Consider the following 14034-nt stretch of genomic DNA (forward strand, 5'->3'; position numbering starts at 1 on the left):
GCCCATGCAGATTACGCTCGATCAAGACCACTGGGAAGTCGACGCACCGCTGACGATGGAACATGTACTGACGGAGCTTAGTGAGCGCGCTCATGCTCGGGCTCGGATCGTCACCAAACTGCAGCTCGATCATCGTACGATTACAGACCGTGACTTGGACCCTGTATTTCTCGCTGAATCGGTCGTGCGCTTTCGGCAGCTGACGGCCGTGTCGCAGCCGATGCCGGATCTCATACGGGCCGCCGAAGGGTCTATCAGGAAATACGCAGAAACTCTGCGCACCGAGGGGGCGGCCTTGCTCTCGCCGTTGCGATTCGGACCATTGCCGCTCTCCTCGCTCGACGCCTGGCTGGGACAGCTGGCAGACTATCTCGAGTTCGTAGATGGGACTTCGGTCACGATGCAGGTAGGGGCCGGAGCCTCCGACGTCATGCCTTGGGTTCAACAGCTTTTGGAGTCGCGGGCGGCTCAAGACGTGGTTCGTTTGGCGGATCTCTTGGAGTATGAAATTTTGCCTCGGTTGGATATCTGATGGTGACAGCAGATTGGTGTCCATTATCATCGGCTCAGCCACTTCGTGCTTGATTGATGAAAGACTCAAGTCCCACTTGATTCAGCCGATAAGACACCAGACCCGCTCACGGAGATGAGCAGGGCGAGCTTCTGCACGGATGCCGGAGGCGAAGGGCTGATCAGGTTTTTGACTCAAGGAGGAAGGGGCTATGTCACTTATTGTCAACAACAATCCTGCATCCATCTCGGCCCAGCGCAATTTGGGTGTGAGTTCGGCAAGCTTGAGCCGCTCGGTAGAGCGTCTTTCGTCCGGGCTCCGCATCACCCGCGCCGCCGACGACGCGGCCGGTCTCGGCCTATCCGAAACCTTGCGGGCGCACATTCGCAGCATCAACCAGGCTGTTCGGAACTCTTCGGACGGGATTAGCTTAACGCAGATCGCCGACGGAGCGGCTGCTACTATCGGCAATCTCATGGCTCGCCTGCGCGAGTTAGCCTCGCAATCATCCAGCGGCACGGTGGGCGCTACCGAACGATCGTATATCGATCAGGAGTTCGTGGCGCTGCGTTCGGAAATTGACCGCATTGCGCAGGTGACGGAGTTCAATGGACAAGCGTTGACCAGCGGCAGCACGATCAGTTTCACGATGCAGGTGGGTTTCAAGAGCGGCACCGGTAACACGTTGACGATGGATCTGAACCAACTGACGATTTCCGCGTTGGGTATCAGCAGTGTGAACGTGTCCACAGCGGCGAATGCACAGAGCGCGCTGAGCAACATCGACAGCGCCATCAGCGCCGTGGCAACCGCACGCGCCGAGTATGGGTCGCTCCAGAATCGGTTCGAAGCTACGATCGCAAATCTGGAGGTTTCGAGTGAAAATCTCACGGCAGCCGAATCGCGGATCCGCGATGCGGATATTGCCTATGAAACCTCACAATTCACAAAGAACCAGGTTCTGGTGCAGACAGGTATTGCCGTGCTTGCGCAGGCGAATACCTTGCCGCAGCAGGCGCTGGCGTTACTCCGAGGGTAATCGATTATCGAGGCCGCGCCCGCGTTTCCTGGGTGGGCGCGGCCTCGATAGTTCAGTAGGGAGGCTGCCATGATCCAGAGCATTTCCCCAAAGGCAGATCCTCAGGTGAATCGCGTTCGCGAAGAGGACCTATCGGGTTCGGTCGGGCAGAAGCTGCGGGCGAAGAGAGGCGACTCGGACGGTCAGTCGGCTTTCCAGAATGACCGTGCCAGGATCGATCGGGCTGCAACGAAGGTCAACGAAGTCATGAGTCTGGCGGACCTGCGGCTCAAGATCGAAGTGGACGATGAAACGAAACGGGTGGTTGTGAAGGTGATTGAGCAGAAATCCGGTGAGGTGATTCGCCAGATTCCAGCTAAAGAGTTGCTGGAGTTGGAACAGTACCTGTCCAGCCAGAAGGGGATCCTACTGAGCGAACAGGCGTAGGATAATCGCGAGGAGCCTACATGGCCACGATAAGTTTTGGCGGCCTGGGAAACGGACTGGACTTCGGCCAGGTTGTCGATCAATTGGTCAAGGCGTCGCGCATCCCCGTCGATCGACTCAACGCCAAGAAGGACGACCTGAATTCGAAATCGACCGACTACGCTACGCTGAACACGAAGCTGATCGGCCTTCAGAGCGCGGCCGACAAGATGCGCCTGCCCTCCAACTTCGACCGCACCAGTGTGTCGGTCAGCGACACAACCGTGCTCACGGCAACTGGGTCGTCGTCGGCAGTTCAGGGAAGCTATACGGTCAAGGTCACGCAACTGGCGCAATCCCACCAGATCACGAGCAAGGCGGCGAAGGCGGTTGCGTCCACGACGACCGATATCGTGAGCGGCGGCTCGGGGACGTTCATCTTCCGCGTGGGCAGCGGCACGAATCAAACCGTCAGTCTGAACGCCACCGCGACAATCGAAGATTTTAAATCCGCCATCAATGATCTCGGTGCCGGCGTCACCGCATCAGTCGTGAACACGGGGAGTGAGGCTTCTCCCGCCTACCGGCTGGTGCTGACCGCCACTAGTACCGGTGCTACCAACGAGGTCACCATTGTCGCAGACAACACCGACCTCGATTTTCTAAACAGCACCGGAACCGGAGGAACCGATACTCTTCAAGCGGCTCAGGACGCCGTGATCGTTGTGGGCGATCCCACCCTGAATCCACTGACATTCCAACGAAGCAGCAACAGTATTACCGATGCTATTACTGATGTGGCGTTGACGCTGACTAAGACGACCGGCTCAAGTACGATCTCGGTCAATGTCTCACGGGATATGTCGGCCGTCCAAACCAACATCAAATCTCTGGCGACGGCGTACAATGAGGTGGTCAAGTTCATCACCGAGCGGACTACCTACGACATCACGACCAAGAAGGGCGGAATCTTCTTTAACGAACCGACGGTGCGGACGGTGCTCAGCCAGGTAAGGACGGCACTCTCCTCCGTCGTGTCGGGATCGACCGCCTATGTTTCGGTGGGTGACGTCGGGTTCAAGACGGAGCGTGACGGATCGGTGACGGTCGATGATGCCAAGCTGAATGCGGCGCTCAGTTCTAATTACACGGCAGTCAAAAATCTGTTCGTGAATCAAACCGGCAGCGTCGGAGTCGCCCAGCTCCTCAATGCAGCGGTGGATACGCTCGATGATATTGAATCCGGAGCGCTGACGGTCCGAAAACGAGGCCTCACCGACCAGATTTCGGATGTGACGGACGAGATTGCCCGGAAAGAAGATCTCATCACGCAGTATGAAGAACGGCTCCGCCGCCAGTACGCCGCGCTCGATGGGCTCCTAAGACAAATGCAAAGCCAGATCGGCTTCCTTCAGTCCAACTCCTCACTAACTGGGAAAAATTAGGATCGTCCAGGGAAGGGATCTATGCTCACTCAATACACGAACCAGTATCAGCAGACACAGGTGATGACCTCCTCCAGAGTCCAGGTCGTCGTGCTGCTCTACGACGCGGCCATCCAATCGATTGAACTGGCCCGGGTTGGGATTGAGTCGAACAATCTAAGAGAGAAAGGCCGATTCCTCGGACGAGCCATTTCCATCATCGGGGAGCTCAATAGTGTGCTCGATTTCGAACAAGGCGGTGAGATCGCCCATTCGCTGCACCGCCTCTACGAGTACATGCTCAGCGAACTAGTCACGGCCAATGCCCGCAATGATGCGCGCCGACTTGATGGCCCGCTGCGTTGCATGACGACACTTCGTGAGGGGTGGCTTGAGGTTGCGGTACAGCAGACTCGTATGGCAGGTGTACGGTGAACTCCACGGGGGAGAATAGTCAAGTCGTCGTTGCCCGGCTCACAAAGGCTGCTGCAGAGGCGGCTGAGTTCGGACAATGGGACGCCGTTGTTCAATGTTATCGTGATCGCGCTGCTCACTTGTCGGTCATACAGACGCCGATTCGAGAGGCGAGCGATCTGTTGAAGGTCGATGAACAGATCTGCGATCGTGTGCGTATCGCGCAAGCCGCGCTGGTGTCTCTATTGGGTGAGGCGGCGGCGACCAGGCAGCGACTTCAAGGCCTACATCAGCGACTCGAGGTGCGGTCTTCAGCTCCTGTAACCGTATCCAGGAAGGTATAGCGTTTCCACTGGAACTGAGTCGTCTTTCATGGCCGAGAGCCGGCGCGCGCCGCTACGCTGAGACAGGCCCATAGCAAAGAAAGCTACATGACCATGACGTCTCCAGTCACGGCTCCTTCCGTACCATCCAAGCATTCCGCAGATGAACGGCGAGAATGGATCAGAATCGACGACAGGGTGCTGATGGAATATCGTTTGCTGACCGATACTGGAACCGTCAATTCTGTCGAGACAGGCAGCACTACTCCGGAGATGATTTCAGCAGCGGTTACGAAGCCTACAGCGGACCTGCTCGCGCGCACTGGCGAGTCATTGATCGGCTCACCGGTGCTTCCTTGGATCATGAAAGTCGACTACCTACTCGAAGTCATTCTCAATTCCCTCACGACGATCGCGCCGTCAAGTGTCGTCATGGCGAAGCTGACGAATGTCAATTTGAGCGGAGGGGGAGTGGGTTTCACGTCCTGCCGCGAATTCGCTGTTGGCGACCGAATATCGGTCAAGCTGATCCTGCCTCCGTTTACCTCCATCCACGCAGTGGCGGAGGTTATCCGATCGACATCGGAGCCCCAGAAACAGGGCTGGATTCTTGCCACGGAATTCGTCGAGATCAGTGCAAACGATCAGGAGCATCTCATCCGCCACATTCTCCATACACAAGCCGAACGATTGAGAGCCCGCCGGACTTCTGTCTTGTAGAAATTGATCGTTCCTCAACGATACAGGTTATGCCGCTTGGGCAGGAGGGGTCTTGAGGAGCTGTAGCAGCGCCTCTCCCATCTTCTCCAACGCAGCGGCGGCAGGGGAAGAAGGGGCGTACTGACTCACCGGCATGTAGGCTCGTACCGCTTGTTCCATCGCAGGGTCTTCGGGAATTTCACCCAATAAGGTTAAGTCACCCCCAACATACTCTTTGAGCAACTTCCTAAGCTGCAACACATTGACGCGAGCCCGCCCTGTGACTCGATTGAGGATGAGGGTTGGCTGAAAAGCTCGCAGAGTGTTCTCAGCAGCCGCTCGGCCCGATTCATCAGTCTTTCCCGCCACGTCCAACACCTCTTCCACACTGCTGTAGTCTCGATTAGTAAACCTCTCAGGCATGACATCCCGCATCACGAACATCGACAAGACACGACGAATCGCAGCCAGCTTGATGAATCTGTAGAGATCCAGGACAGAGGTCGGGTCCGGGGTTGCGACAGCAAGGTAATGGTCGGCCATCAGAAAGAAATCGAGCGCATGATAGCCCGTTCCTGCTCCGATATCGACGATGATCACGTCCGCGCGGATGTCCTGAAAATTCCGGATCAGGCGGATCTTCCGTGAATAGGCCATGTTGGCCGTCGCCAATGTGTCGCCGGTGCCGGGAATAATCCGCAAGTTCGGGTGAATGGAGAGACGTTGAGCCAGATCATCTAGGTGCTCGATTCGATGGTTGAGGTAGTCGGTCAGGGTGAACGGCGGGTTTAGGAGGCCCACCAGCACATGTGCGTCGGCGCCGCCGACATCGAGGTCTGCGAGGACTACCTGCTTCCCCTTCCGTGCCAAGACGAGAGCCAGGTTGACCGAAATCACACTTTTCCCCACTCCGCCTTTTCCCGAAGCGACCGATATCACACACGCCATTGAGTTCAGTTTCTATGGGTTTGAGCCCGGTAGCACAGACTGTGTCGGTCAGTCGTGGAGAAACATGAATGCATATCATTCATCCGAGTGGAATGGGTAAAAAAAGAGTCGTTGGTCGACATCCGCTTCTACTAGGTACTCAAGTTTTGAAACCGCTACGCCGATACCTCAGTCGTCATGAATAATCAAGACTCTACAGCAGCAGCGATCCAGGCCGTGGAGACCACAGCACGGGAAGGGGAAATTCTGACCGTCATGGAGGTGGCTCAGTTCCTTCGGGTACCGAAGTCTACTGTCTACAAACTCGCCCGAGTTGGTGAACTGCCGGCGTCAAAAATTGGCAAGCATTGGCGCTTCCTTCGCCGTGATATCCATGAATGGATGCATGGTCGGTCTCGGCAAGCCTAGCGATCCGGGGGTGGCTGTTTGGTTCATCGGCAGAATGATTCGACTGCCGCCCTTAGCCGACAAGGCCCCAGGTCCTGAGCGGAGGCCTGATCCTATCGGCGAGGGCCTCCCGAACAAGCGTTTTCCAAGCACCTCGATCATTCCTCACTCATGCAGCGAAGTCGGCACCGCATCGGGCCTTTCCGGCTCAGGTCGATCGGTGAATGTGCCGATATCCAACGGAGCGCCGAGAGTCCGTGGAAAGGTCCAACCGTCCTATCTTGGACAAGGCCGTGGGTCATCGTGACTGTGACGGTATGATAAGAAAAAGGAGGGGTTATGCCGGCCGATCCAAACATGAAAATCCTCGTGGTTGATGACATGGTGACGATGAGAAGAATCGTCAAGAATATTCTGAAGCAGTTGGGATTCGCCAATATAGATGAGGCGGAAAACGGACAAGAGGCGCTGCAGAAGCTGCGAACAGACACCTTCGGCTTCGTGGTGTCCGACTGGAACATGCCGGTCATGACGGGCATCGACATGCTTCGTGCGATTCGAGCGGACGAGAAGATCAAGACAACGCCCGTCTTGATGGTGACCGCCGAGGCGCAACAAAGCAACTTGGCCGAGGCAGTGCAAGTGGGTGTCAACAACTATGTCGTCAAGCCATTCACAGCCGAGACTTTGCAGGAAAAGATTGCGAAAATCTTCAAGTAACCCGTGATCAAACAGATCCGTGTTTGCACTGGGATAGGGGGAAGGTTGTGCAGAATCAAGAACCTAAATTAGTCGAAGAACTCGGGGCCTTGACTCGTTTTGTGGATAACGCGATGAAAGCCATCTCGGCAGCCACCCCGCAGATCATTTCCAGCAGTACTCAGCTGCCGACCGCTGCCTCCCATTTGAGCGATCTGAGCAAGATGACGGAGGATGGCACACTTGAGGTGATGCGTTTAACGGAGATGATTCAGGATCATCACGGGCAGATGGCCAACGACCTCTCCTCGGTCGTCGAGGTCTTACAGGCGATGGATTGCGCGACCCTTGCAGTACGTCTCGAGAAGGTGACCTCTGTCCTCGCTCGGGACGGCAAATGTCTGACGGAGATCATGACCGCCCTATCCTTTCAAGATCTGGTGGCTCAACGGGTGAAGAAACTTGTTGCCATTCTCGACGAAGTGCAAGGACGGCTGATGGAGCTTGTGGTCGTGTTCGGATTTCAGGAAAGTTGCGAGGTGGCACGTGATACCGGCACAGCCGGACAGTTACTCAAACAACTTGAGGAATCGAAAACGACGGGCATGAAGCAGAAGGTTGCCGACGACATCCTGGCTCAGCTCGGATTCAAATGAGGCGCCCGCACAATGGATATTGCAACAGTACTCGGGATCGTGATCGCGTTGGGTTCCATCGTTGGGGGGCAAGTGCTGGAAGGCGGCCACGTGAGTTCGATCCTGCAGCTGACCGCCTTTATCATCGTGATCGGTGGGACGGTCGGAGCGATCTGTATCCAGAATCCGCTGCCGGTCGTCATCAAGGCGGTCGGGGCCCTGTCTCTGGCGCTTTTCGGCCATCACATCGACAATAAGGGCACGATCAAGTTGATCTTGGATCTCGCAAACCTCTCGCGAAAGCAGGGGTTGCTGGCGCTCGAGGGAAAATTGAAAGACATCAAAGACCCCTTCATAAAGAAAGGAATTCAGCTGATTGTTGACGGCACCGAACCGAAAGCTGTGCATGAGATTCTCGAAATTGAAGTGGAACACCATGAGGAACAAGGCATGATTGCGGCCAAGGTCTGGGAAGCAGCCGGAGGATACGCCCCAACGGTCGGCATCCTTGGCGCGGTGCTGGGGTTGATTCATGTGATGGAAAATCTCGCTGATCCCTCGAAACTTGGCAGCGGGATCGCGGTCGCGTTCGTCGCGACGATCTATGGCGTGGGGGCGGCGAACCTCTTCTTCCTCCCCGTTGCCAACAAGATCAAGCTGAAGCTGAAAGAGGAAGCGGGGGGCCGCAACCTGATCATCATGGGGCTCGTCGGGCTCGCCCATGGTGAAAATCCGCGGTTGCTGCAAGAAAAGTTGGAGAGTGTCCTTCCACACAGCGAACGTACGAAAGAGACAAAGAAGTGAAATATGAAAAATAAAAAGTGAAGCGTCATATTTCAAGTCCAAGCTGTACGTCTCACTTTTTCACCTCTAACGATTTACACGCTTATGGCGAAGCATAAACACGAAGAACACGAAAATCACGAGCGCTGGCTGGTCTCGTATGCCGATTTCATTACCTTACTGTTTGCGTTCTTCGTCGTGATGTACTCGATCTCGTCGGTCAACATCGGAAAGTACCGAACTGTCAGCGAATCGATCAAGGCGGCGTTGAATCCGCTCGTTAACCACTCGGGTGCGAATCAGGTAATCAGCGTCGGCGAAGCAAAACCAGCGCTGCAAGGGCGGAATCCAACCGACGCCAAGGAAGTCATGATCCGCCGTATCCGCCAATTAGCCCAAGTCATTAAAGACAAGCAACTGAGAGACATGGTGGCGTTCGTCACCGTCGTGCAGACGATCAATGGAGACATCGTAATTACCATTCCTGATCGTCTACTGTTTACCAGTGGAGAAGCGACTGTCAGAGCGGAAGCCCTCCCTTTTCTCGAAGGATTAGGCGGAGCCATCCTGGAAATGAACCGACATGCCCGTGTCGAAGGACATACGGATAATGTTCCAATTCGGACGGCACAATTTCCTTCTAATTGGGAACTGTCGGCCGCTCGAGCAGTAATGGTTGTACGGGTATTGTCGGAGCTGTACGGAGTATCGGCGGATCACCTGGCGGCCGTGGGGCATGCCGATACCAGACCCGTGACGGCGAACGCTGATGCGGAACAGAGGGCTAAGAATCGTCGAGTCGAAGTCGTGATTCTTGAGCAAGCGCCTCCGGTTCCCCTTCTCCAAACAGCGGATAAGACGGACATACCTAAGCAACCGACTGACGAATCGCCGCCGAGCGCGTCGCAGCCTGGTCCTGAGTTGCTCGGTGAAGGTCGACTCCGGACGCCGTAGCCCTACCGTAGGTTCCCACAGGCAGCCTGACTCTCAAGTCTCGTTCGAATGAAACCGACAGTACGTGTCAGTAACCTCAGCAAAGTGGCTTCACGATCGATGACAACGGAACCGGCTCCATCTCAAACGAAGCGGACTGAAGATCAAAATCCCCGACACCTCGCCCTCAAGGGCGATCTCACCATCTTTGAGGTGACGGAGTTCAAGGCATCTCTGATGAAGCTGCTTGCAAATGAGGGGTTGGTGTCATTGGATCTCAGCGGCGTTGCACGAGTGGACGCGGCGGCGATTCAGCTGATGCTGGCAGCACGCAAGCAAGGACGCATGATCGTGATGGGGATCTCCGATGACCTTCAGACGAAACTGAATCACTTGGGATTGGCCGATCCTCTGAGCGAGTGAGAACCCTACTGCGGGTGCTGAGACGGTATCGGACACAGGTTCGAAGCGCAATCGAGAGGTGCGAGGGGGGCCGGGACTGTGTGCTATGAATTCTTCGGAGAACCACAACAGAAGGTTCGCGCATCCTTAGGCCGCCGTTGAAGCGGCACTCAGTGCGCTTCTTGAGCATCATCGAGCAGGGGAGTCGCTTCCGGAGCGTGCCATGCGCTTGAGGCCGATTTGAAAGCCCAGATGACAGCCCTCTTTTACCGTCGTCGAAGCAGAGCATGGGAAAGATGCTATGAGTAAAGTTGCAGCAGAGCCCAAGTTGGATATCATCGTGACCGATCTGGATATGCCGGAGATGGACGGGATCACGCTCATCAAAGCATTACGGAAATTGAACGCGTTCAGATTCGCACCGATCTTCATGCTCACGACCGAGTCGGCGTCTGACAAGAAACAGGTAGGAAAAGAAGCCGGTGTAACGGGCTGGATCGTCAAACCGTTCAACTCGGACATCCTACTGAAAACGATCGCCAAAGTATTGTCGGCATAGCGGCGCGAACCCGTCGTGCGAGGAGCGTTCGCGTCGGAGTTTTAAGTTGCAGGTCGAAGTTTCATGATGGAATCAGAAACCTGAGACTTGAAACCCAAGACTTAGACCCTACCAATGAAACAACGCAGCTCTCGCTGAGTCACGATGACCCTCACGGAGGACAAGGCAGAAGATGAACAACGAGTTCGCACAATTTCAGGACGCGTTCTTTGAGGAGGCGGCTGAGCATCTCGCGGTCGTTGAAGAAGGGCTCCTGAAATTGGAACAGCACCCGGAGGATCTCGACCTTCTCAATAAGGTCTTTCGCTCGGCCCATTCGATCAAAGGCACAGCCGGCATGTTCGGCTTTAATGCGGTTGCGGAATTTACCCACAAGATTGAGACGTTGCTTGATTTACTCCGGAATGGGCGGAAGGCGGTTTCTCCATCCATCGCGGATCTCCTCTTAGAGGCACTCGATTGCTTGAAGATGCTGATCCAATCAACAAAGTCAGGCGCGGCGATTGACGACAAAACCGTCGAGAGACTCGCTGGAGAGTTGGCCTCATCGAGTGCGTCGGACTCGCAGGCGTCGGCAGTGAATGTGAATAGGACAAATGCGCAACCTGTTTCAGGCGAAAATTGTGGTGGAGATCAGACTTTTGCGATCAAGTGGATCCCTCCGGAATGGTTATTTCAACGAGGGCTCGACCCGCTTCAAACGTTCAAAGAACTAAAAAGCATTGGCGTCCTAACCGGAGTCACGCTCGATATGTCTCGAGTACCGGAGCTTGGCTGCATCGATCCGGAGACCTGCTACTTGTCATGGACCATGCAACTGACAACAAGCAAAGATCAGAAGGTAATCGAGTCCGTCTTCGAATGTGTCAGAGAAGACAGCGCGCTATTAATCCAGCCGCTTGAAGGCGCAGGAGAGCGAGCGCAGAATCTTGTAACGGAAGCAGACTTCTCCGCCGAACCAGAAGCTCCCAAACTGCTTGGGCAAATTCTCGTGGAAGGTGGCGTGGTTTCTCACGACGAGCTTGATCGCGCGCTGAGAGAACAAGAGCGGGTAGGAGAAATTCTTGTCAAACAAAAGGTGGTCACCCGCCAACAGATCGAACAGGCGCTGCAGAAACAACGTCAGCAGGAATTCCGCGCGCTGGCGAAAAAACCGGATGCCACCTCCATCCGCGTTGATACGGCAAAGATTGACAGGCTTATCAACTTGGTGGGTGAGCTGGTGATCACCCAATCTATGCTGAACGATTTGGGGTCTCGATTCGAGATGCGGCAGTTGCCGGTGTTATTGGAGCGTATGGTGGAACTGCAACGGAACACTCGAGAAATTCAAGAACGTGTCATGAGCATCCGCATGTTGCCCATCGGTACCGTATTTGCCAAGTTTCCTCGGCTCGTGCGCGACCTTTCAGCCAAAACAGGCAAGAAGATCCAACTCATCCTGTCCGGAGAAGAGACGGAATTGGACAAGACGGTCATCGAGTCCATCGGCGATCCGCTCATTCACTTGATAAGGAATTCGGCCGATCATGGATTGGAGCTTCCGGAAGAGCGATTGGACAATAATAAACAAGCGGTCGGGACGATCCGGCTCAATGCGTTCCATGAGGGCGGAAACATCTGCATCACAGTGGAGGACGATGGGCGTGGATTGGACCGCGACAAGATTGTGGCGAAGGCAAACAAGCAAGGCTTGATCAGCGACAGCGATAAACTGGCAGATGATCAAATCTGGCCGTTGATCTTCAAACCAGGATTTTCAACCGCGGAGAGAATATCGGACGTGTCGGGTCGTGGTGTGGGCATGGATGTGGTGAAGCGAAACATCGAAAGTCTGGGAGGGACAGTCAGTATCAGAACCACCAAGGGTAAGGGCACCATATTCATACTCAAGCTGCCGCTCACGTTGGCGATCATTGACGGCATGACGGTGCGGGTCGGGAAGGAAACCTACATCGTGCCGCTCCTGTCCGTACTCGAGTCGATCCAACCTAAAGCCGAATTGATCAAAACCGTGGTCGGCAAGGGTGAACTCATTAATGTTCGAAGCATCTACATCCCGATCGTGCGATTGTACGAAGTCTTCGCGAGCGAGTCACAGCATAGGGATCCCAAGGAGGCTATTCTGCTCATTCTGGAGACGGAAGGGGAGCGGGTGGCGATTATGGTGGATGAAATTCTTGGACAACAGCAGGTTGTCATCAAAAGCATAGAGCAGAATTTTCGTAAGGTCGAAGGCATCGCCGGTGCAACAATTCTTGGAGATGGCAGGGTCGGGTTCATTGTCGATGTACGTGGCGTGCTCGAAATCGCTCGCCACGGTCATCCGGTTGCAGCTTGAGCATCCGTCACCCTGAGTCAGCGAAACAGCGAGAAGAGAGCTTCTATGGAGGGGCAGCTATGGACAAGAAAATCAATGACCTCAATCAGCAAGCAGGATTGAGCACAGACGGGAGCCAGTTCTTGACATTCAGTCTTGGAGAAGATCTCTATGGTGTCGATATTCTCCGTGTGCAGGAGATCAAGGGGTATACGGTCGTGACCAAAATTCCGAATACACCGCCTCATATCAAGGGAGTTTTGAATCTGCGCGGAACCATCGTGCCCATTATCGAGCTACGGACTAAATTCCGTATGCCGACAATCGACTACACGGCGTTGACCGTCATCGTCGTGGTGGTGGTGCAGGCCAAAGTGATGGGGTTGGTAGTTGATGCGGTATGGGACGTGCTCGACATCGAGAAAAAGGATATTCAGTCGGTACCGGATTTCGGGAATAAGGTCGACGTGACGTTCTTGAACGGGATTGGAAAGTCCGGCGACAAACTGGTGTCACTGTTGGACCTCGACCGGTTGTTACTGGATTTAGTCGGGAAAGATTCATCCAAGGATTTGCCGGTGGTGCTCTCAGCGCAAGGAGCCGGACCGAACGGCATGTCCGGCTACTAATCTGGCGGCCATGCCATAGCGGAAAGTGATCCCCTATGGCGAAACGTGAACGAAGCTCCGGTCAGCCGCCGGTCTTGAAACAGATGCGATCATTGTCGAAGGGTCGGCAGTAACGCGCCCCGCCCGGAAGGGCGGGGTGCGTTACTCCGAGCTGCGCGGATACGACACACTCGAGCTTCTGGCCAGACTCCTCACCATGATGGCGCATTCGGAAGAGATACCGGAACATCTTGTATTGTGGGACGAGGTGTTTCGCCGGAACGAGTGTTCAAATGTAGGAAGGCCCTGTCGTTATCGTGGGAAGGAAGTTCGGCTGGTGGGGGCCGCGATATTTGCGAGGGTAAGCTCTTGGAGGCTGAGCGGCCTCGCCATACGGAAGAGCTGCAGAATCAGATTGCCGAGCGAACCGATGAGATCGTCAGACTGAAATCGCAGCGAGCGCAGATTGAACATCTGTGGTGATGGATCGCTTAGCCGCCGGTTCGCGCATGAAATCAACCACCCGATCACCGGGATCAAGAACGCTTTTGTGCTTGTGAAACAGGTGGAAGAGCCCCCCATGCCCGCGCCGAATTCATCGGCATGTTCAATCGTGAGATCGCTCGAGTCGCATCCGACGTCCATGCTGGCGCTGGTCCGATGTCGCTCGCGAAGGACGGTCGCTCCTCACGCATGTGAGGATTGCATCGGTGGTGTTTATCTCTGTACCGATGGAGCTCTCAAACATCCCTTCCCGAAGCACTCCTTCTCATGGCCCTCCGTTGTTCTGACCGCGAGCTTGTCTTCCGTCGCCGCTTAAGCTTTCCCATCCCAAACCGATAGAGTGTCAGTCAAGGTGTAGGATGCCGGTCGAGCAAACGGCTCAAAATGTTTGAGTAGGGCAGGGAAGGGACCTGTCAGTTGACGGCGCACCCAGGGGACACT

17 protein-coding genes and 1 pseudogene are annotated in these 14034 nt (G+C 55.2%); 16 read left to right on the forward strand and 2 right to left on the reverse strand.

The window, feature by feature from the left end; all coding sequences use genetic code 11:
• Positions 1-4: 4 nt before the first annotated feature.
• The 7 genes from P0119_10300 to P0119_10330 all read left to right on the forward strand — a co-directional run bounded on the left by P0119_10300 (position 5) and on the right by P0119_10330 (position 4836).
• A complete protein-coding gene (locus tag P0119_10300) occupies positions 5-532 on the forward strand; it encodes a hypothetical protein (GenBank protein ID MDF0666444.1) in 528 nt (175 codons plus the stop codon).
• Positions 533-722: 190 nt separating this feature from the next.
• Positions 723-1550, forward strand: coding sequence for a flagellin (locus P0119_10305; protein ID MDF0666445.1), 828 nt, complete (start codon positions 723-725; stop codon positions 1548-1550).
• A gap of 69 nt (positions 1551-1619) precedes the next feature.
• Positions 1620-1976 (forward strand): flagellar protein FlaG, encoded by a 357-nt coding sequence (locus P0119_10310; protein ID MDF0666446.1) that lies wholly within the window; start codon positions 1620-1622, stop codon positions 1974-1976.
• A gap of 20 nt (positions 1977-1996) precedes the next feature.
• Positions 1997-3400: a flagellar filament capping protein FliD gene (gene fliD, locus P0119_10315; protein MDF0666447.1), complete on the forward strand. Its 1404-nt coding sequence runs from the start codon at positions 1997-1999 to the stop codon at positions 3398-3400.
• Between the two features lie 21 nt (positions 3401-3421).
• Positions 3422-3814, forward strand: coding sequence for a flagellar export chaperone FliS (gene fliS, locus P0119_10320; protein MDF0666448.1), 393 nt, complete (start codon positions 3422-3424; stop codon positions 3812-3814).
• Complete coding sequence (locus P0119_10325) at positions 3811-4137, forward strand: hypothetical protein (protein ID MDF0666449.1); 327 nt, start codon at positions 3811-3813, stop codon at positions 4135-4137. Before fliS ends, P0119_10325 begins: the two co-directional genes overlap by 4 nt.
• Before the next feature lie 87 nt (positions 4138-4224).
• The gene (locus P0119_10330) at positions 4225-4836 is read left to right on the forward strand and encodes a PilZ domain-containing protein (GenBank protein MDF0666450.1); all 612 of its coding nucleotides are present in this window, start codon (positions 4225-4227) and stop codon (positions 4834-4836) included.
• Positions 4837-4863: 27 nt separating this feature from the next.
• Here the strand turns inward: P0119_10330 and P0119_10335 are convergent, their stop codons facing one another.
• Complete coding sequence (locus tag P0119_10335; GenBank protein ID MDF0666451.1) at positions 4864-5763, reverse strand: P-loop NTPase; 900 nt, start codon at positions 5761-5763, stop codon at positions 4864-4866.
• A 177-nt stretch (positions 5764-5940) separates the two neighbouring features.
• Here P0119_10335 and P0119_10340 point away from each other — a divergent pair, with 177 nt between their 5' ends.
• The 9 genes and pseudogenes from P0119_10340 (at position 5941) to P0119_10380 (ending at position 13110) form a co-directional block, all read left to right on the forward strand.
• Positions 5941-6171 carry a helix-turn-helix domain-containing protein gene (locus P0119_10340; protein ID MDF0666452.1) on the forward strand — a complete coding sequence of 77 codons (231 nt, stop codon included), beginning with the start codon at positions 5941-5943 and terminating at the stop codon, positions 6169-6171.
• Between the two features lie 318 nt (positions 6172-6489).
• Complete coding sequence (locus P0119_10345; GenBank protein ID MDF0666453.1) at positions 6490-6870, forward strand: chemotaxis response regulator CheY; 381 nt, start codon at positions 6490-6492, stop codon at positions 6868-6870.
• Between the two features lie 47 nt (positions 6871-6917).
• Complete coding sequence (locus tag P0119_10350) at positions 6918-7505, forward strand: protein phosphatase CheZ (GenBank protein MDF0666454.1); 588 nt, start codon at positions 6918-6920, stop codon at positions 7503-7505.
• A gap of 12 nt (positions 7506-7517) precedes the next feature.
• A complete protein-coding gene (locus P0119_10355) occupies positions 7518-8288 on the forward strand; it encodes a flagellar motor protein (protein ID MDF0666455.1) in 771 nt (256 codons plus the stop codon).
• An 84-nt stretch (positions 8289-8372) separates the two neighbouring features.
• Positions 8373-9221 (forward strand): flagellar motor protein MotB, encoded by an 849-nt coding sequence (locus tag P0119_10360; protein MDF0666456.1) that lies wholly within the window; start codon positions 8373-8375, stop codon positions 9219-9221.
• 99 nt (positions 9222-9320) lie between these two features.
• Entirely contained in the window at positions 9321-9623 is a 303-nt protein-coding gene (locus P0119_10365; GenBank protein ID MDF0666457.1) for an STAS domain-containing protein, read from the forward strand.
• A 259-nt stretch (positions 9624-9882) separates the two neighbouring features.
• Positions 9883-10161 (forward strand): annotated as a pseudogene (locus tag P0119_10370) (response regulator).
• A gap of 172 nt (positions 10162-10333) precedes the next feature.
• Complete coding sequence (locus tag P0119_10375; GenBank protein MDF0666458.1) at positions 10334-12502, forward strand: chemotaxis protein CheA; 2169 nt, start codon at positions 10334-10336, stop codon at positions 12500-12502.
• 59 nt (positions 12503-12561) lie between these two features.
• Entirely contained in the window at positions 12562-13110 is a 549-nt protein-coding gene (locus P0119_10380) for a chemotaxis protein CheW (GenBank protein ID MDF0666459.1), read from the forward strand.
• 291 nt (positions 13111-13401) lie between these two features.
• On the opposite strand, the gene P0119_10385 is transcribed toward P0119_10380, so the two are convergent.
• The gene (locus P0119_10385; GenBank protein MDF0666460.1) at positions 13402-13734 is read right to left on the reverse strand and encodes a hypothetical protein; all 333 of its coding nucleotides are present in this window, start codon (positions 13732-13734) and stop codon (positions 13402-13404) included.
• Between the last annotated feature and the right edge of the window lie 300 nt (positions 13735-14034).

The sequence above is a fragment of the Nitrospira sp. genome (assembly GCA_029194665.1).
Taxonomy (GTDB): domain Bacteria; phylum Nitrospirota; class Nitrospiria; order Nitrospirales; family Nitrospiraceae; genus Nitrospira_D.

Bases quoted from the DNA above. Each gene is read 5' to 3' on its own strand.
- P0119_10300 (MDF0666444.1), top strand. From the start codon at position 5: ATGCAGATTACGCTCGATCAAGACCACTGGGAAGTCGACGCACCGCTG.
- P0119_10305 (MDF0666445.1), top strand. From the start codon at position 723: ATGTCACTTATTGTCAACAACAATCCTGCATCCATCTCGGCCCAGCGC.
- P0119_10310 (MDF0666446.1), top strand. From the start codon at position 1,620: ATGATCCAGAGCATTTCCCCAAAGGCAGATCCTCAGGTGAATCGCGTT.
- fliD (MDF0666447.1), top strand. From the start codon at position 1,997: ATGGCCACGATAAGTTTTGGCGGCCTGGGAAACGGACTGGACTTCGGC.
- fliS (MDF0666448.1), top strand. From the start codon at position 3,422: ATGCTCACTCAATACACGAACCAGTATCAGCAGACACAGGTGATGACC.
- P0119_10330 (MDF0666450.1), top strand. From the start codon at position 4,225: ATGACCATGACGTCTCCAGTCACGGCTCCTTCCGTACCATCCAAGCAT.
- P0119_10335 (MDF0666451.1), bottom strand. From the start codon at position 5,763: ATGGCGTGTGTGATATCGGTCGCTTCGGGAAAAGGCGGAGTGGGGAAA.
- P0119_10340 (MDF0666452.1), top strand. From the start codon at position 5,941: ATGAATAATCAAGACTCTACAGCAGCAGCGATCCAGGCCGTGGAGACC.
- P0119_10345 (MDF0666453.1), top strand. From the start codon at position 6,490: ATGCCGGCCGATCCAAACATGAAAATCCTCGTGGTTGATGACATGGTG.
- P0119_10355 (MDF0666455.1), top strand. From the start codon at position 7,518: ATGGATATTGCAACAGTACTCGGGATCGTGATCGCGTTGGGTTCCATC.
- P0119_10360 (MDF0666456.1), top strand. From the start codon at position 8,373: ATGGCGAAGCATAAACACGAAGAACACGAAAATCACGAGCGCTGGCTG.
- P0119_10365 (MDF0666457.1), top strand. From the start codon at position 9,321: ATGACAACGGAACCGGCTCCATCTCAAACGAAGCGGACTGAAGATCAA.
- P0119_10375 (MDF0666458.1), top strand. From the start codon at position 10,334: ATGAACAACGAGTTCGCACAATTTCAGGACGCGTTCTTTGAGGAGGCG.
- P0119_10380 (MDF0666459.1), top strand. From the start codon at position 12,562: ATGGACAAGAAAATCAATGACCTCAATCAGCAAGCAGGATTGAGCACA.
- P0119_10385 (MDF0666460.1), bottom strand. From the start codon at position 13,734: ATGGACGTCGGATGCGACTCGAGCGATCTCACGATTGAACATGCCGAT.